This is a genomic window from Streptomyces sp. NPDC014006, from assembly GCF_043088925.1.
In the GTDB taxonomy this organism is placed as follows: domain Bacteria; phylum Actinomycetota; class Actinomycetes; order Streptomycetales; family Streptomycetaceae; genus Streptomyces.
In genome coordinates this window covers 489,412-507,559 of record NZ_JBICAJ010000002.1, presented here as the reverse complement: position 1 = coordinate 507,559, position 18,148 = coordinate 489,412, and the positions used below count along the sequence as shown (strand labels likewise).

14 protein-coding genes are annotated in these 18,148 nt (G+C 73.0%); 12 read left to right on the top strand and 2 right to left on the bottom strand.

Annotated elements, in window-relative coordinates; genetic code table 11:
* Window positions 1-78 precede the first annotated feature (78 nt).
* From ACF1GV_RS08790 to ACF1GV_RS08755, 8 genes are all read left to right on the top strand, one after another.
* On the top strand, window positions 79-1,968 hold the full coding sequence (locus ACF1GV_RS08790) for a hypothetical protein (protein WP_391679348.1): 1,890 nt from the start codon (window positions 79-81) through the stop codon (window positions 1,966-1,968).
* A gap of 195 nt (window positions 1,969-2,163) precedes the next feature.
* A complete protein-coding gene (locus tag ACF1GV_RS08785; protein WP_391679346.1) occupies window positions 2,164-3,006 on the top strand; it encodes a nitrilase-related carbon-nitrogen hydrolase in 843 nt (280 codons plus the stop codon).
* Window positions 3,007-3,035: 29 nt separating this feature from the next.
* Window positions 3,036-4,286 (top strand): aspartate aminotransferase family protein, encoded by a 1,251-nt coding sequence (locus ACF1GV_RS08780; RefSeq protein WP_391679641.1) that lies wholly within the window; start codon window positions 3,036-3,038, stop codon window positions 4,284-4,286.
* Between the two features lie 64 nt (window positions 4,287-4,350).
* The gene (locus ACF1GV_RS08775; RefSeq protein WP_391679343.1) at window positions 4,351-5,907 is read left to right on the top strand and encodes a PucR family transcriptional regulator; all 1,557 of its coding nucleotides are present in this window, start codon (window positions 4,351-4,353) and stop codon (window positions 5,905-5,907) included.
* Window positions 5,908-6,064: 157 nt separating this feature from the next.
* Window positions 6,065-6,907: a nitrilase-related carbon-nitrogen hydrolase gene (locus ACF1GV_RS08770; RefSeq protein WP_391679340.1), complete on the top strand. Its 843-nt coding sequence runs from the start codon at window positions 6,065-6,067 to the stop codon at window positions 6,905-6,907.
* Window positions 6,908-7,026: 119 nt separating this feature from the next.
* Window positions 7,027-8,430, top strand: coding sequence for a dihydropyrimidinase (hydA, locus tag ACF1GV_RS08765; RefSeq protein ID WP_391679337.1), 1,404 nt, complete (start codon window positions 7,027-7,029; stop codon window positions 8,428-8,430).
* A gap of 20 nt (window positions 8,431-8,450) precedes the next feature.
* Window positions 8,451-9,473, top strand: coding sequence for a TIGR03842 family LLM class F420-dependent oxidoreductase (locus ACF1GV_RS08760; RefSeq protein ID WP_391679334.1), 1,023 nt, complete (start codon window positions 8,451-8,453; stop codon window positions 9,471-9,473).
* Between the two features lie 123 nt (window positions 9,474-9,596).
* Window positions 9,597-11,126, top strand: a complete 1,530-nt coding sequence (locus ACF1GV_RS08755) for an NCS1 family nucleobase:cation symporter-1 (protein WP_391679332.1) — start codon at window positions 9,597-9,599, stop codon at window positions 11,124-11,126.
* Window positions 11,127-11,140: 14 nt separating this feature from the next.
* Here ACF1GV_RS08755 and ACF1GV_RS08750 read toward each other — a convergent pair whose 3' ends face one another.
* Both ACF1GV_RS08750 and ACF1GV_RS08745 read right to left on the bottom strand, forming a co-directional pair.
* A complete protein-coding gene (locus ACF1GV_RS08750) occupies window positions 11,141-11,812 on the bottom strand; it encodes a hypothetical protein (protein WP_391679329.1) in 672 nt (223 codons plus the stop codon).
* A 172-nt stretch (window positions 11,813-11,984) separates the two neighbouring features.
* Window positions 11,985-13,049 carry a biotin/lipoate A/B protein ligase family protein gene (locus ACF1GV_RS08745; protein WP_391679326.1) on the bottom strand — a complete coding sequence of 355 codons (1,065 nt, stop codon included), beginning with the start codon at window positions 13,047-13,049 and terminating at the stop codon, window positions 11,985-11,987.
* 116 nt (window positions 13,050-13,165) lie between these two features.
* Here ACF1GV_RS08745 and ACF1GV_RS08740 point away from each other — a divergent pair, with 116 nt between their 5' ends.
* From ACF1GV_RS08740 to ACF1GV_RS08725, 4 genes are all read left to right on the top strand, one after another.
* Window positions 13,166-15,001: a gamma-glutamyltransferase family protein gene (locus ACF1GV_RS08740; RefSeq protein ID WP_391679324.1), complete on the top strand. Its 1,836-nt coding sequence runs from the start codon at window positions 13,166-13,168 to the stop codon at window positions 14,999-15,001.
* 108 nt (window positions 15,002-15,109) lie between these two features.
* Window positions 15,110-15,988 carry an inositol monophosphatase family protein gene (locus ACF1GV_RS08735; protein WP_391679322.1) on the top strand — a complete coding sequence of 293 codons (879 nt, stop codon included), beginning with the start codon at window positions 15,110-15,112 and terminating at the stop codon, window positions 15,986-15,988.
* 149 nt (window positions 15,989-16,137) lie between these two features.
* Entirely contained in the window at window positions 16,138-17,547 is a 1,410-nt protein-coding gene (locus tag ACF1GV_RS08730; RefSeq protein WP_391679319.1) for a phytoene desaturase family protein, read from the top strand.
* Window positions 17,544-18,053, top strand: a complete 510-nt coding sequence (locus tag ACF1GV_RS08725; protein ID WP_391679317.1) for an O-acetyl-ADP-ribose deacetylase — start codon at window positions 17,544-17,546, stop codon at window positions 18,051-18,053. Before ACF1GV_RS08730 ends, ACF1GV_RS08725 begins: the two co-directional genes overlap by 4 nt.
* Window positions 18,054-18,148 lie beyond the last annotated feature (95 nt).

Genomic DNA, 18,148 nt, shown 5'->3' with positions numbered 1-18,148 from the left:
AACTCCGCGTAGCCGCGCCGTAACACAACTGGTGTTGGCTACGAGGCCGGAGTGTTCCCCTCGGGTGGGAGTCGGGCGATGGCGGTGGAGCAACTCCCGGGCGAAATGCGGGAGTTCGTGGAGTACCTCGACGCCCTGCTGGGGCGTCTCGATACGGCCGACGGCTGGTGCGGCGTCTTCTGGCAACGCGACCCGGACGGCATGCGCGCGTGCCGGGAGGGCCGCGAGATGCCGCCCTGGGACGTGGTCGCGGCGCTGCTGCAGGACCTCGCCTCCCGCCACGGCCGGGAGGCCGCGGCACGGGAGGCGGAGCGGGCCAGCGTCCTGCACGCCGCCGCGGTCGCCGCGTACGACGCCCGTCCCGGTGGCCGGGAGGCACTCGCGGACCGTCTCGATGTGATGCTCCGCGAACAGCGCTACGCGGCGGAGCGCCGCGCGGTCCTGACCCGGACGCTTGCGCACGCCGCGACCCGCGAGGAGGCCGACGCCCTCCGCCTCGACCTCGCCTGGTCCGACGACGACCACGAACGCGCGACCGCCCGCTGCGCGGAACTGCGGGCCCGGATGGCGCGACTGGAGCGGGCGCTGCCGACGCGGGGGACGCGGGGCAGCGCGCACGGTGGCCCTTCCCGTGACGACGGCCCCCTCGGGGACGCGCTCGGGCACGCCGGCCACGTCCCGGTCGCACCCGACGCCCACGCGGCCGCGCTCCGTGCCGGGGAGGGAGGTTCCTGGTTCGCGGCGGGAGGCGCGGAGGGCGCCGGTGCTGTGGCCGTGAGGGGTGCGGCGGCAGGGGGCGCCGACTTTGTGGCGACGAGGGGTGCGGGCGCAGGCGGCGCCGGCCCTGTGGCGGCGACGGATGCGGCGGCACGCGCCGGGCATGGCGCGCCGGTCTCCACTCCGCATGCCCAGGCACTCCTCGGCGGCCAGGAGGTCACGGCCCCCGTCGGTGCCGCACCGCACACAGGGCATGGTGCGATCGCCTCCCGGCCGGGGCGCGACGCTCGCCCGGCACCCTCCGGGCCCCTGCCCGGCCCCGCCCCTTCGGCCCTCGCGCCCGTTCCTGCCGGTGCCGCGCCCGCCCCGCACCGGCTCGCCGAAACCCCCGCACAGCCCGGTGCCGGCCCGTCCACCCGGCCCGGAGCACAGGCCGTCTCCTCGGCGCCGCCCGGTTTCGTGCCGCCCCCTGCCGGCGCCGCTCGCGGCGCCGACCCCTCCGTCCGCCCGGCACCCCCCGACGCCACGACGCGCAAGCGTCGCCGTGGCGGTGCCCGGTTCGCCGGTGCCGTCGACGAGGGGGACGCTCCCCTTCTCGCCGAGCCGGCGCCCGTTCCCGCTGCCGGACGGACCCCGCGGGGTGCCCGGTTCGCCGGGGCCGGGGAACACGCCGATGCTGCGCCCCTGGCCGAGCCCGCACCCTCGGCCGAGCCGATGGACGGCGCCGACCGTCGCGCGGTCCAGGGCGCCGTGGACCGGCTGGCGCGGCTGCGCGCCGACGGCCGTACCGGCGACGCGCATGCGCTGCTCGTCGAGCTCGCCCACTGGCCCGCCGCCCGCTTCCCGCTGCTCGCCGCCGCGCTGCACCGGGCCGGGCTCGGCGCGGACTGGACGACGCTGCTGTGGGAGGCCGCCTCGCTGCCCGCCGAGCGGCTCGTCGCCGCCGCGGACGCGCTCGTCGCGGCCGGCCGGGACGCCGACGGCGAGCACGTCCTGCGCCAAGGCGTCGTACGGCCCGCCGAGGAGATCGGGGCCACTGTGCGCACGCTGCACGCGGGCGGCCGCCACCGCGAGGTGCGCGCGCTGCTCGGCGCCTACGTCCGCGTCCGCGCCCCCGAGGAGGCCGCCCGCAGCGCCGCCCCCGACCCCCGGCTGCTCGCGCCGCTGCTGCTCGAGGCCGCCCGGGGCGTCTCCGACGAACGCCACTGGGACCTGCTGCACGCCCTGCGGGTCGCCGGTCTCGCCCACTGACTCGCAAACCGAGCGCCGGGACGCCACACCCGCCCCACCAGCCCCGGACATCACCCAGAGGAGTGTCAAACGCGCTCGACTCAGCGGGTTGGCGACGATGGTCTTGGCAAGCCCGTCCGAGAGGCTTACGTTCGTCCCTCTACAGCCTGTTTCTACGGGCGTAGAGGCTCTGACGTCGCGTCGAAGGAGCAGCTCATGGCGAACGTCGTCCGTGCCGCCCTGGTCCAGGCCACCTGGACCGGCGACACCGAGTCCATGGTGGCGAAGCACGAGGAGCACGCCCGCGAGGCCGCCCGCCAGGGAGCCAAGGTGATCGGCTTCCAGGAGGTCTTCAACGCCCCGTACTTCTGCCAGGTCCAGGAGCCGGAGCACTACCGCTGGGCCGAGCCCGTGCCCGACGGGCCGACCGTGCGCCGTATGCAGGAGCTCGCCCGCGAGACCGGCATGGTGATGGTCGTCCCCGTGTTCGAGGTCGAGCAGTCCGGCTTCTACTACAACACCGCGGCCGTGATCGACGCCGATGGCAGCTATCTGGGGAAGTACAGAAAGCATCACATCCCGCAGGTGCGGGGCTTCTGGGAGAAGTACTACTTCAAGCCCGGCAACCTCGGCTGGCCCGTCTTCGACACGGCCGTCGGCAAGGTCGGCGTCTACATCTGCTACGACCGGCACTTCCCGGAAGGCTGGCGGCAACTCGGGCTCAACGGCGCCCAGCTGGTCTACAACCCGTCGGCCACCCACCGAGGGCTGTCGTCCCACCTGTGGCACCTGGAGCAGCCCGCCGCCGCGGTCGCCAACGAGTACTTCGTCGCGGCGATCAACCGCGTCGGCCAGGAGCCCTACGGCGACAACGACTTCTACGGCACGAGCTACTTCGTGGACCCGCGAGGACAGTTCGTCGGCGGGGCAGCCTCCGACTCCAAGGAGGAACTCGTCGTCCGCGACCTCGACTTCGACCTGATCGACCAGGTGCGGCAGCAGTGGGCCTTCTACCGCGACCGCCGCCCCGACGCCTACGAAGGACTGGTGGAGCCGTGAGCGACCTGTACGCCCGCCACCGCAGTGTGATGCCGGACTGGCTCGCGCTGTACTACGACGACCCGATCGAGATCACGCACGGCGAGGGCCGCCATGTCTGGGACTCCGACGGCCGCCGCTACCTGGACTTCTTCGGCGGCATCCTGACGACGATGACCGCGCACGCCCTGCCGGAGGTGACCAAGGCGGTCAGCGAGCAGGCCGGGCGGATCATCCACTCCTCCACCCTCTACCTCAACCGCCCGATGGTGGAGCTGGCCGAGCGCATCGCCGGGCTCAGCGGCATCCCCGACGCCCGCGTCTTCTTCACCACCTCCGGCACCGAGGCCAACGACACCGCCCTGCTGCTCGGCACGACCCACCGGCGCAGCAACACGATCCTCGCGATGCGCAACAGCTACCACGGCCGTTCCTTCAGCGCCGTCGGCATCACGGGCAACCGCAGCTGGTCGCCGACCTCGCTGTCCCCGCTGCAGACGCTGTACGTGCACGGCGGGGTGCGCACCCGCGGGCCCTACGCCTCCCTGAACGACGCCGACTTCATCGCGGCCTGCGTGGACGACCTGAAGGACCTCCTCGGCCACACCCGCCCGCCCGCCGCGCTGATCGCCGAGCCGATCCAGGGCGTCGGCGGCTTCACCTCCCCGCCGGACGGCCTGTACGCCGCCTTCCGCGAGGTGCTCGCCGAGCGGGGCATCCTGTGGATCGCCGACGAGGTGCAGACCGGCTGGGGCCGTACCGGCGACCACTTCTGGGGCTGGCAGGCGCACGCCCGCAGCGGCCCGCCGGACATCGTCACCTTCGCCAAGGGCATCGGCAACGGCATGTCCATCGGCGGCGTGATCGCCCGAGCCGAGATCATGAACTGCCTGGACGCCAACAGCATCTCCACCTTCGGCGGCACCCAGATCACCATGGCCGCGGGCCTGGCCAACCTGGGCTACCTGCTGGAGCACGACCTGCAGGGCAACGCCCGGCGCGTCGGTGGCCTGCTGATGGAGCGGCTGCGGGCGATCGCCGCCCAGAACCCGGCCGTACGGGAGGTACGCGGACGCGGACTGATGATCGGCGTCGAGCTGGTGCGACCCGGCACCGACGAGGCCGATCCGCAGGCCGCCGCGGCCGTCCTGGAGGCGTGCCGCACGCAGGGGCTGCTCATCGGCAAGGGCGGCGGGCACAACACCGCCGCCCTGCGCATCGCCCCACCGCTGTCCCTGACCGTCGCGGAGGCCGAGGAGGGCGCCGCGATCCTCGAGGACGCCCTGAGAAGCGTTCAGTAGCGGCGCGGTGAGCGGGGAGCCGAGCGGCAGGAACCGAGCGGCGAGACTGAGCGGGGAAGGCGTCATGACCACCACCTGGGAACCCGTGGAACCGGCCCTGTCGGTACGCCAGATCCTCACCCTGGAGCGGGTGCTCGCCGGGGAGCCCGAGGTGGTGGCCGGCGCCGGCCGGCTGGACCGTCCCGTGCGCTGGGTGCACGTCGCCGAGGCGCCCGACGTCGGCGTGATGCTCAGCGGCGGCGAACTCGTGCTCACCACCGGCGTCCTCCTCGCCGGCGACGAGGACAAGCAGGCCGACTACATCCGCTCCCTGCACCGCGCCGAGGCCGCCGCGGTCGTCCTGGGCCTCGGGCGGGCGTTCCCGGCGGCGCCGGAGGTGATGCGCCGGGCTGCCGAGCGGTGTGGGCTGCCGCTGGTCGTGCTGCACCGGCCGTTCCCCTTCGCCCAGCTGACCGAGGAGGTGCAGGCGCGGCTGGTGCGGCGCAAGTTCGCGGCGGTCAGCCTGTCGGAGTCGGTGCGCACCGCGCTGACCGCGCTGATCACCTCCGGCGCCCCGCTGCAACACCTCCTGGAGGAGATCGCCCGGCACAGCGGCTGCCCCGTCGTCGTCACCAACCTCGCCCACCGGGTGCTGGCGACGGCGGGGGAGCGGCCCGCGGTGGACGACGTGCTGCGCGACTGGGACCGCATCGCGCGCCAGGCCGGCGCCGGTGACGCCGACGGCTGGATCCGCGCCGAACTCGCCAGCCGCGGCGAACGCTGGGGCCGCCTCGTGCTGTGTGGCCACCGCACCGACCCGGCCGTCGGCCGCCTCCTCGCCGACCGGGCCGCCGAGGCCCTCGTCCTGCACCGCATGCTCGCCGGACCCGCGGCCCGCACCTGGGAGGAGCAGTCCGCGCAGAGCCTGCTCACCGACCTGGTCTCCGGCGCCGTACCGGCCCGGCACCTGCTGCCCCGGGCGCGCGCCGCCGGGCTGCCGGTCAACCGGCGCACCTTCGTCCCGCTCGTCGTCCGCGACCGCGGCCCAGGCGAACTCGACCGTTTCCTGCGCCTGTTGGGACTCCCCGGAGTCGTCGCCGAGGCCGACGGCAGGGCCACCGCCGTCCTCCTCAGCCTCGCTCGCGATCAGGACGCCGGGGCGCTCACCGCGCACCTCGCGGCCCGGCTGCGCGAGGTGGCCCCGGTGGTGGTCGCCGCCGCCGACCCGTGCACCGCCTGGGACGACGTACCGGCCGGACTGCGCGAGGCGCAGCACGTGGCCGACGCCGTCGCCGACTCCGCCGCCCCCCTCGACCTGCCGCCCGTGGTCCGCCTTCGGGACGTCCATCTGCGCGGCCTGATCCGGCTGCTGCGCGACGACCCGCAGGTGCAGTCCTTCGCGGAACGGGAGCTGGACGGGCTGCTCGGCGCCGCAGACGACGACCTGCTCGCCGTCCTGCGCACCTACCTCGCCACCGGCCGCAACAAGTCCCGCACCGCCCAGCTCCACCACGTCTCCCGGCCCGCCCTCTACCGCCGCCTGGAAGCGATACAGACCCGCCTCGGCGTGGACCTGGACGACTTCGAACAGGCCGTCTCGGTGCACATAGCCCTCCTCGCGCACGACGCGCAACACCCCTGACACACGACCACCACCTGGGAAAACGGCGGTGAAACATGGCCCGGACGAAGGGTGACACGGTGACACGCCGCACCACTGCGGACGTGACACCGTGTACCTCACCGCGCGCCCGCGGACTTTCTACGCTCGCCGCACACCGACCGAGCGGAGAAACGTGATGAGCCGAGTGATCCGCGCCGCCCTCTTCCAGACCGCGTGGACGGGCGACAAGGAGTCCATGATCCAGGTCCATGAGCAGGCGGTGCGCGACGCCGCCGCGCAGGGCGCCCAGGTGCTGTGCTTCCAGGAGCTGTTCTACGGGCCGTACTTCTGCCAGGTCCAGGACCCCGCCTTCTACGCGTACGCCGAACAGATCCCCGACGGCCCGATCGTGCAGCGCTTCCAGGCGCTCGCGCGGGAGGCAGGCATCGTCCTCGTCCTGCCGATGTACGAGGAGGAGCAGCCCGGCGTCCTGTACAACACCGCCGCCGTGATCGACGCCGACGGCTCCTACCTCGGCAAGTACCGCAAGACGCACATCCCGCAGGTCAAAGGGTTCTGGGAGAAGTTCTACTTCCGTCCCGGCAACGGCGGCTGGCCCGTCTTCGACACCGCCGCCGGCCGCATCGGCGTCTACATCTGCTACGACCGGCACTTCCCGGAGGGCTGGCGCGCCCTCGGGCTCGCGGGCGCCGAGGTCGTCTTCAACCCGTCGGCCACCTCGCGCGGCCTGTCCCGCTACCTGTGGCAGCTGGAGCAGCCCGCGGCGGCCGTGGCCAACGAGTACTTCGTCGGCGCGATCAACCGGGTCGGTGTCGAGGACCTCGGCGACAACGACTTCTACGGCACGAGCTACTTCGTCGACCCCGAGGCCCAGTTCGTGGGAGAGGTCGCGAGCGACAAGGAGGCCGAACTGGTCGTGCGGGACCTGGACATGGCGAAGCTGCGCGAGGTGCGCGACCGCTGGCAGTTCTACCGGGACCGCGCACCGGGAGCGTACGAACCGCTGACGGCACCGTAGAGCGCCGCCGAGGGCAAGGTCCCTGGGGCGCGGGGCGCGGGCGATCCGCGGCTGCCGCCGCGCGGGCGCGACCGGCCACCGACAACCGACACGTCCCCACCGGGAGGAGCGACCCAGACATGAGCAACCGGACAGTGATCCGCGGTGGCCTCGTCGTCACCGCGTCCGACGAGATCCACGCCGACGTCCTGATCGAGGACGGCCGCGTCGCCGCCCTCGCCGCCTCCGGCACCGCGGCCGCCGAGGCGTGGACGGCCGAGCGGACGATCGACGCCACCGGGAAGTACGTCCTGCCGGGCGGCGTCGACGCCCACACCCACATGGAGCTGCCGTTCGGCGGCACCTTCGCCTCGGACACCTTCGAGACCGGCACCCGGGCCGCCGCCTGGGGCGGAACCACCACGATCGTCGACTTCGCGGTGCAGGGCGTCGGGCACAGCCTGCGGGAGGGGCTGGACGCCTGGCACGCCAAGGCGGAGGGCAACTGCGCGATCGACTACGGCTTCCACATGATCGTCTCGGACGTCAACGACGAGACGCTGAAGGAGATGGACCTGCTGGTCGAGGAGGGCGTGACCTCCTTCAAGCAGTTCATGGCGTACCCGGGCGTCTTCTACAGCGACGACGGCCAGATCCTGCGCGCCATGCAGCGCTCCGCCGACAACGGCGGGCTGATCATGATGCACGCCGAGAACGGCATCGCGATCGACGTGCTCGTGCAGCAGGCCCTGGAGCGCGGCGAGGGCGACCCGCGCTACCACGGCGAGGTCCGCAAGGCGCTGCTGGAGGCCGAGGCGACCCACCGTGCGATCCGGCTCGCGCAGGTGGCCGGGGCGCCCCTGTACGTCGTGCACGTCTCCGCGACGGAGGCGGTGGCCGAGCTGGCCCGGGCACGTGACGAGGGGCTGCCGGTGTTCGGCGAGACCTGCCCGCAGTACCTGTTCCTGTCCACCGACAACCTCGCCGAGCCCGGCTTCGAGGGCGCCAAGTACGTCTGCTCCACGCCACTGCGGCCGAAGGAGCACCAGGCCCAGCTGTGGAAAGGCCTGCGCACCAACGACCTCCAGGTCGTCTCCACCGACCACTGCCCGTTCTGCTTCAAGGGCCAGAAGGAACTGGGCCTGGGCGACTTCTCCAAGATCCCCAACGGTCTGCCGGGGGTGGAGAACCGGATGGACCTGCTGCACCAGGCCGTCGTCGACGGGCACATCTCGCGCCGCCGCTGGATCGAGATCGCCTGCGCCACCCCGGCCCGGATGTTCGGCCTGTACCCGAAGAAGGGCACCATCGCCCCGGGCGCCGACGCCGACGTCGTGATCTACGACCCGCACGCCGAGCAGGTGATCTCCGCCGAGACGCACCACATGAACGTCGACTACTCGGCGTACGAGGGCAAACGGGTCACCGGCCGTGTCGAGACCGTTCTCTCGCGCGGCGAACTCGTCATCGACCAGCGGGAGTACACCGGACACGCCGGTCACGGCGTCTACCTCCCCCGCTCCACCTGCCAGTACCTGAACTAGTCGAACGAGGAGTGGCGCCCATGGATTTCGGACTCGTCCTGCAGACCGACCCGCCCGCATCCCGGGTCATCGACCTGATGAAACGGGCCGAACGCAACGGCTTCAGCCACGGCTGGACCTTCGACTCCGCCGTGCTGTGGCAGGAACCGTTCGTGATCTACAGCCAGATCCTGGCCGCCACGGAGACGCTGACCGTGGGGCCGATGGTGACGAACCCCGGGACGCGCACCTGGGAGGTCACCGCCTCCACCTTCGCCACCCTCAACGACATGTTCGGCAACCGCACCGTGTGCGGCATCGGCCGCGGCGACTCCGCCATGCGCGTCGCCGGCCGCAAGCCCAACACGCTCGCCCGGATCAGCGAGGCGATGAAGGTCATCCGGGCCCTCGCCGGCGGCCGGGAGGCCGACCTCGGCGGCGGCACGGTCGTGCGGTTCCCCTGGATCAAGCCCGGCGCCGAACTGCCCGTGTGGATGGCCGCCTACGGGCCCAAGGCGCTGAAGATGGCCGGGGAGGAGGCCGACGGCTTCATCCTCCAGCTCGCCGACCTGTATCTGACCGAGTACATGGTCAAGGCCGTCCGCGACGCCGCCACCGGCGCCGGACGCGACCCGTCCGAGGTGACGGTCTGCGTCGCCGCCCCGGCCTATGTCACCGCCGACGACTCGCCCGAGGCCCTCGCTCACGCCCGCGAGCAGTGCCGCTGGTTCGGCGGCATGGTCGGCAACCACGTCGCCGACCTGGTCGGCAAGTACGGCGAGCACTCGGCGGCCGTCCCCGACGAACTCACCGACTACATCAAGTCCCGCCAGGGCTACGACTACGCCCACCACGGACGCAGCGGCAACCCCGACACCGCCTTCGTACCGGACGAGATCGTCGACCGGTTCTGCCTGATCGGCCCCGTCGAGCGGCACATCGAGAAGCTCCAGGCGCTGCGCGCGCTGGGCGTCGACCAGTTCGCCGTCTACGACATGCACGACGCGCAGGAAGCCGTCATCGACGCCTACGGGCAGCACGTCATCCCCGCCCTGACCGCCTGACCGCCTCACCGCTTGACCGCCTGAACCCCCTCTTCTTCAAGCCCTTGGTCGCCCCTCCCCGCCCCCGGGGGGAGGGGCCGGTGCCCGCACACACCCCGACCCACCTCACCTCATGGGGCTGCCATGACCGAGACCGCTCCCACCGCGATACCTTCGACCACCCAAGTCACCCTGCCCGACGGCCGCGTGGAGCTCGCGCCGGACTCGGGGCCGCCGGCCGGCCGTTACGCCAACGAGGACCTGCTGCCGGTCCCGGCGGCGCAGCGCACCTGGACGACGTACAACTTCTGCGCGCTGTGGGTCGGCATGGCCCACAACACCGCCTCCTGGACGCTGGCCTCCGGGCTGATCGCCGTCGGGATGGACTGGAAGCAGGCGGTGTTCACCATCGCCCTGGCCAATGTGATCGTGCTCGTGCCGATGCTGCTCACCGGGCACGCCGGACCCAAGTACGGCATCCCGTTCCCGGTGTTCGCGCGCGCCTCGTTCGGCGTGCGCGGCGCCAACCTCCCCGCGGTGGTGCGGGCGTTGGTGGCGTGCGGCTGGTTCGGCATCCAGACCTGGATCGGCGGTGAGGCGATCTACTTCCTGGCCGGGAAGCTGATCGGTTCCGGCTGGTCACAGGCGTCCCACATCGGCGGCTACGCCTGGACCATGTGGCTGTCGTTCGCGCTGTTCTGGGTGCTCCAGGTCGCCATCGTCCACCGCGGTATGGAGACCATCCGCCGCTTCGAGAACTGGGCGGCGCCCTTCGTCCTGGTCGGCGCGTTCGTCATGTTGTGGTGGATGAGCGACAAGGCCGGCGGCCTCGGCCCGCTCTTCGACCAGCCGTCCAGGCTCGGCTGGGGCGCCGACTTCTGGAAACTCTTCGCGCCCTCGCTCATGGGCATGATCGGTTTCTGGTCCACGCTGTCGCTGAACATCCCCGACTTCACCCGCTACGGCCGCAGCCAGAAGGCGCAGACCTGGGGCCAGGCGCTCGGTCTGCCCACCACGATGACCCTGTTCGCGTTCCTGTCCGTGCTGGTCACCTCCGGCTCTCAGGCGGTGTACGGCAAGCCGGTCTGGGACCCGGTCCAGTTGGCCGCCAAGACGGACAACACGGTCGGCCTGCTGTACGCCCTCGTCACGGTCCTGGTGGCGACCTTGTCCGTGAACGTCGCGGCGAACCTGGTCTCCCCGGCGTTCGACTTCTCCAACGTCGCGCCGCGCAGGGTGAGTTTCCGCACCGGCGCGCTGATCACCTGCGTTCTCGCCGTGGTGATCTGCCCGTGGAAGCTGTACGCCGACCCTCAGGGCTACATCTTCACCTGGCTGGGCCTGGTCGGCGGGCTGCTCGGCACGGTCGCCGGGATCCTCGTCGCCGACTACTGGATCCTGCGCCGGGCCCGGCTCGACCTCGCCGACCTGTACCGGGCGGGCGGCCGCTACTGGTACGCGGGCGGCTGGAACTGGCGGGCCGTGGTCGCCTTCGCGGCGGGCGGGGTCCTGGCCGTCGGCGGCGCCGACTTCCACCCGCTCGTCGACGGCCGCCCGATCCCGGCGCTGGCCGATCTGGCGGACTACGGCTGGGCCGTGGGCCTCGGCACCTCCCTGGTGCTGTACCTGGCGCTGATGCTGCCGCGCCGCCGTCGCGCGTACGCCGAGGCGTGAGCGCACGAGGGCGGTCAGCCGGCCTGGCCGCCCTTCAGCGCCGCCATCGCTTCCTTGGCCGCCTTGATCGCACCCTTGTTGATCTCGTCGGTGCTCGGCGCCTTCTTCGTCTCGAAGTCACTGCCGTTGTAGGTGACCACCACGAGGGCGTTGTCGGCGCGGGCGATCACCTCGCCCTCCCGGGTCTGCTGCTTGTCCTCGGTGGTCAGGTTCACCACCGAGTAGGCCTCGTCCCCGAGACCGGGCACGGCACCGCCGCCGCTCTTCTCCGTCGTGCGCTCCTGGTACGACTTCTGCGCCTGCTCCCCGGAGCCCATGACCTCGAAGGAGACGTCCAGCCACCGGTAGTCGTAGCCCTTGAGCGCGTTCCAGGAGCAGGTGCGGCGCAGCTTCGCGTCGGTGGACGGGATCTCCTTGCCGCCCGTCTTGGCGCCGGGCACCAGCGCCGTGATGGTCTTGGCGCCGATGCTGTCGCAGGGGGCGGGGGCGGTGGCGTACGTCTTCGACTCCGTCGTCGCCGGCGGGGCGGTGGCCGACTGGGTGGCCGTCTTGTTCTGCACGGGTTCGTGCCCGGCGGCCGGGGCCGGCGCGAGCGGGCCGGACGACAGCGCCCAGCCGGCCGTGGCGAGCACGGCCACCGGGGACAGGCGCGCGGTCAGGGCGAGCGGCAGAGGAAGCAAACGCACGGCGCACTTCTCATGGGGGGAGGCTGTGAGGGGTGTCCGCAGTACGGACGGGACGACAGTGTCACATGACTCCCCGTGAGGCGGAAGGGCGAACTCGCTCCGTGCCGGTGCGGTGACGCTGACGTGTCGGCGGACGCCGGACTTGGGCGAAAAGCCGCTCCCGCCGGCATGCTCAGGGCACCCGGGCGGTCCACTTGGGTGAGGAGAACTTGGTGCGGGCCAGCTCCTCGGCGCGTGCCAGCTCCTCGTCCGTGACCTTGCCCTCGGTCAGGCCGTACCGGGTACGGAAGGAGTCGATCATCCGCTCGATGACGGCTTCGCGGGGCAGCCCGGTCTGCCGGCGCAGCGGGTCCACCCGCTTCTTCGCGCTCCTGGTCCCCTTGTCGGACAGCTTCTCCCGCCCGATGCGCAGCACCTGCACCATCTTGCCGGCGTCGATGTCGTACGACATGGTCACGTGGTGCAGGACGGCCCCCGGCCCGCCGTGCGGGGCCACGAGCCGCTTCTGTGCGGCGCCCGCGATCTTTCCCTGGTCGGTGGCGATGTCGTTCAGCGGCTGGTACCAGGCCCGGATGCCCATGCCGCCGAGCGCGCCGAGCACCCAGTCGTCGAGATAGGCGTAGCTGTCCTGGAAGGACAGGCCCTGCACCAGCGCCTGCGGCACCGACAGCGAGTAGGTGATCGTGTTGCCCGGCTCGACGAACATCGCGCCGCCGCCGGAGATCCGGCGCACGACCCGGACACCGTGGCGCGCGGCACCTTCGGCGTCGACCTCGTTGCGCAGGGACTGGAAGCTGCCGATGATCACCGCGGGTGCGCCCCACTCCCACACGCGCAGCGTCGGAGGGCGATGTCCGGCCGCCACCTCGGCGGTCAGCACCTCGTCCAGCGCCATGTGCAGCGCCGGTGACTGCGGGCCGTCGTGGATCAGCTGCCAGTCGTAGTCCGTCCAGTCCGTGGCGTGCGCGAGGGCGCGGCGCACGGCGATGCCGATGCCCTCCGAGGTCAGCCCGTACATCACGGTGCCCTCGGGCAGCGCCGCGTCGACGCGGGCCGCGAGCCCCGCCGCGTCGGTGTCCGCCGGGGCGCCCTCCAGCGCGCCGTTCACCGCGTCCAGCGCCTCGTCCGGCTCCAGGAAGAAGTCGCCCGCCACGCGCACGTGCCGCAGCACGCCGTCCTCCACGTCCACGTCCACGACGACCAGCTTGCCGCCGGGCACCTTGTACTCACCGTGCACTGGGCCTCCCCTCCTGCCTACGAGATCAACGCCGCAGGTCGTCGCCGTGTTCCCCGGAGCGTGATCACGCTCGTACCATCCACCCGGGAGACGTACCCGGAACCCAGGAGGCGCCCGTGTTCACCACCCGGCCCACCCTGCAGGGCACCTTCGGCATGGTGTCCTCCACCCACTGGCTCGCCTCCCAGTCGGCCATGGCGGTCCTGGAGGACGGCGGCAACGCCTTCGACGCCGCCGTGGCCGGGGCGTTCGTGCTGCACGTGGTGGAGCCGCACCTGAACGGGCCGGCGGGCGAGGTGCCGATCCTGCTCGCCCCGGCCGGCGGCGAGGTGCGGGTGCTGTGCGGACAGGGCGTGGCCCCGGCGGGCGCGAGCGTCGCGCACTACCGCGGGCTCGGCCTGGACCTGGTGCCCGGCACCGGCCCGCTCGCCGCCGCCGTGCCGGGCGCCTTCGACGCGTGGATGCTGCTGCTGCGCGACCACGGCACCAAGTCCCTCGCCGACGTCCTGAAGTACGCCGTCGGGTACGCCGAACACGGGCACGCGCCCGTGGAGAACGTCGGCGCGACCGTGGAGACCGTACGGGAGCTGTTCGAGACCGAGTGGACGTCCTCGGCGGAGGTCTATCTGCCCGGCGGCCGCGCGCCCCGGCCCGGTGAACTGCTGCGCAACCCCGCGCTCGCGGCCACCTGGAGGCGGCTGCTGGCCGAGACCGCCGGGGCGGGGGACCGTCAGGAGCGGATCGAGGCCGCGCGGGAGGTGTGGCGCTGCGGCTTCATCGCCGAGGCGCTGGTACGGCAGGCCGGGCGGCCGACGCTGGACACCAGCGGTGAGCACCACACCGGCACCCTCACGCTCGCCGACCTCGCCGGCTGGTCCGCTGCCTACGAGGCGCCGGTGACGTACGACTGGAACGGCTGGACCCTGTGCAAGGCCGGCCCCTGGAGCCAGGGACCCGTCCTGCTCCAGCAACTCGCCCTGCTCCCGCCGGAGCTGCCGCCGCACGGCTCCGCCGACTACGTCCACCTGCTCGTCGAGGGCTGCAAGCTCGCGATGGCCGACCGCGAGGCCTGGTACGGCGACGCCGCCGGCGTGCCCGTCGACGAACTGCTGTCCGAGGACTACAACGCGGCCCGCCGGGCCCTGATCGGCGACACCGCCTCCACCGAGCTGCGGCCCGGCAGCCCCGGCGGCCGCACCCCGCGGCTCAGCGGGCACGCGCGCGTGGCCGCCACGGTCCGGCCGGGCTCCGATCCACTGGCCGCGCTCGGTGTCGGCGAGCCCACCGTCGCCGAGCCGGTCACCTCCCCGGTGCCGGGCGATCCGCTGGTGGACGCGGACGGCGCCACACGCGGCGACACCTGCCATCTCGACGTCGTCGACCGCTGGGGCAACATGGTCTCCGCCACACCCAGCGGAGGCTGGCTGCAGTCCAACCCCGTCGTGCCCGAGCTGGGCTTCCCGCTCGGCACCCGGCTGCAGATGACCTGGCTGGAGGAGGGGCTGCCGAACTCCCTGACGCCCGGCCGCCGCCCGCGCACCACCCTCACGCCGTCCCTCGCGCTGCGCGACGGCGTGCCCGTCCTCGCCTTCGGCACCCCCGGCGGCGACCAGCAGGACCAGTGGCAGCTGCACTTCTTCCTCGCCGCGGCCCTGCGCTCCCCGGTGCGCGGCGGACTCGACCTGCAGGGCGCCATCGACGCCCCGAACTGGCACAACGACAGCTTCCCCGGCTCCTTCTACCCCCGCGCCATGCGGCCGGGTGCCCTGACCGTCGAGTCCCGCACGGATCCCGGCGTCGTCGCCGAGCTGCGCCGCCGCGGCCATGACGTCACCGTCGGCCCGCCCTGGTCCGAGGGCCGGCTCTGCGCGGTCGCCCGCGACCCGCGCACCGGCGTGCTGTCGGCGGCGGCGAACCCGCGGGGGATGCAGGGGTACGCGGTGGGACGCTGAACCCCCGCGGCCTCGTGCAGGAGGTGCGGAGCCGCACGTTCATACCGATTCCACCCGATGTGCACGGGGCGAGTGAGGAATGTCAGTGCCACATGCTGTGATGGAGGCATGATCCAAGACACGGGAACCATCGAGGAGTTTCTCGCCCGCCGCTCGGCCGACGTGGAGGAGGCGGTCCGCGAGGCCGCCGCGGCCGAGATCATGCCCCGCTGGCGGCAGCTCGCCGACCACGAGGTGGACGTCAAGAGCGGGCCGCACGACCTGGTGACGGACGCCGACCGCAAGGCCGAGCTGTATCTCACCGAGAGCCTGCGCGCCCTGCTGCCCGGCTCCGTGGTGGTCGGCGAGGAGGCCGTCCACGCCAACCCGGCGACGTACGAGGCGATACGGGGCGAGGCGCCGGTGTGGATCGTCGACCCCGTCGACGGCACGAGGCAGTTCGTGCGCGGCGAGGACGGCTTCTGCACCCTGGTCGCGCTCGCGCACGGCGGCGTCGTGTGCGCCTCGTGGACGTTCGCGCCCGCCCGCGGCCAGTTCGCCACCGCGGTACGGGGCGGCGGCGCCCACCTCGACGGACAGCGGCTGTACGCCGGACCGCCGGTCCCCGGGAAGGACCTGCGGGTCGCCACCTCGCACCCCGACTACACCACCGACGAGCAGAAGCGCGCCCTGCTGGGCCTGTGGACGCCGGGAGTCGCGCCGCGCGCCTGCGGTTCGGCGGGCCTTGAGTATCTGGCCGTCGCGCGCGGCGAGTCCGACGGTGTGGCCTTTTCCTGGGAGGCGGCCTGGGACCACGCGGCGGGCCTGCTGCTGGTCGAGGAGGCGGGCGGCACCCACCTGACGATCACCGGAGAGCCGTTCCGCGTCACCGGCGGCAACGCCCTGCCCTTCACCGCGGCCCGCGACGCGGCCACGGCGCGCCGGATCCGGACCCTGCTGACGCAGACGGACGCAAGGGGAGGAGCGGTGCCGCAGCAGGGGGCGTAAGGGGGGAGAGCGGTGCTGTGGCAGGGGGCCGACCGGCAAGGCCCGCGGGGTGGGAGCCGACCGCGCCGCCGGGCCCGTCGGTGCCCCGGCATATCCTGATCCCCTCAGGCAGGCCATCGGCTGACGAAGGGGTCCGAAAGGTGCCGTCGATGCTCGATGCGGTCGTGGTGGGTGCGGGGCCGAACGGACTGACCGCAGCCGTGGAGCTGGCCCGCCGCGGCTTCTCCGTCGCCCTGTTCGAGGCCCGCGACACCGTCGGCGGCGGCTCGCGCACCGAGGAGCTGACGCTGCCCGGGTTCCGCCACGACCCGTGCGCCGCGGCGCACCCCCTCGCCGTCAACTCGCCCGCCTTCCGCGCCATGCCGCTGGATCGCTACGGGCTCGAGTGGCTGCATCCCGAGCTGCCCATGGCGCACCCCTTCCCGGACGGCAGCGCGGCCGTGCTCGCCCGCTCGGTCGCCGAGACCGCCGCGTCCTTCGGCCCGCGCGACGCCGGCGCCTACCGCCGGCTGGTGGAGCCGTTCCTGCACAGATGGGACACCCTCGCCCGGGACTTCATGTCCCTGCCGCTGACCTCGCTGCCCCGCGACCCGGTGACGCTCGCCCGTTTCGGCCTTGCCGGTCTGCCCCCGTCCACCTGGCTGACCCGCCGCTTCCGCGACGAGAAGGCCAAGACGCTGTTCGCCGGTCTCGTCGCGCACGTCATGGCCCCGCTCAGTGGCGTCGCCACCAGCGCCATCGGCCTGGTCTTCGCGCTCGCCGCACACGCCCGCGGGTGGCCCGTCGCCCGCGGCGGCTCCCAGTCGATCTCCGACGCGCTCGCCGCCTACCTGACGGACCTGGGCGGCGAGGTCCACACCGACTACGAGGTCAAGCGGCTCGACGACCTTCCCCCGGCCCGCGCCTACGTCTTCGACACCTCGCCCACCGCCCTGGCCCGCATCGCGGGCTTCGGCCGCTACTACGACGGCTTCCGCTACGGCCCCGCCGCCTTCAAGATCGACTACGCCCTGGACGGCCCGGTCCCATGGACCGCGCCGGAGGCCCGCACCGCCGGCACGGTCCAGATCGGGGCGAACAGCGCGGAGATCGGCGCGGCCCTGCGCGCTGCCTCCCGCGAAGGCCGCGCCCCCGAGCGACCGTTCCTGATCACCGTGCAGCCGAGCGTGGTCGACCCCACCCGCGCGCCCGAGGGCCGGCACGTCTTCTGGGCCTACGGCCATGTCCCGAACGGCTGGGCCGGCGACCTCACCGACGCGCTGGAACGCCAACTGGAGCGGTTCGCCCCCGGGTTCCGCGACCGCGTCCTCGCCCGCGCCACCGCCGGCCCGCCCGAACTGGCCGCCCGCAACGCCAACTACGTCGGCGGCGACATCGCCTCCGGCGCGGTGTCCGGACTCCAGACGCTGCTGCGCCCCAGACTGTCCCTGTTCCCGTACGCCACCCCGCATCCGGCGGTCTTCATCTGCTCGTCGGCCACCCCGCCGGGTCCGGGCGTGCACGGCATGTCGGGGCACAACGCGGCCAAGGCCGTGTGGAGGAGGCTGAGGCAGGAATGACCACGATCAGCCTGGTCCAGGGAGACATCACCCGGCAGAGCGCCGACGCCCTCGTCAACGCCGCCAACTCCTCCCTGCTGGGCGGCGGAGGTGTCGACGGCGCGATCCACCGCCGCGGCGGCCCGGCGATCCTCGAGGACTGCCGCAAGCTGCGCGCCTCCTCCTACGGCAAGGGCCTGCCCACCGGCCAGGCGGTCGCCACCACCGCGGGCGAGCTGGACGCCCGCTGGGTGATCCACACGGTCGGCCCGGTCCACAGCGGCAGCGAGGACCGCTCCGGCCTGCTCGCCTCCTGCTACCGGGAGTCCCTGCGCGTGGCCGACGAACTCGGCGCGAAGACCGTCGCCTTCCCGGCGATCTCCACCGGCGTCTACCGCTGGCCGATGGACGACGCGGCCCGCATCGCCGTGGAGACGGTCCGCGCCACCCCCACGGCGGTGGAAGAGGTCCGCTTCGTCCTCTTCGACGACCGCGCGTACGAGGCGTTCGCCCGGCAACTGGGCTGACGCGGCGGCGCGCCCGAAGGCCCCCGTCGTTGACGGTGCGTCAGAGGCGCGCGCTAGCCTGGCCGCGCCGCGCAGCCGGTGATCGTTCACCGGCC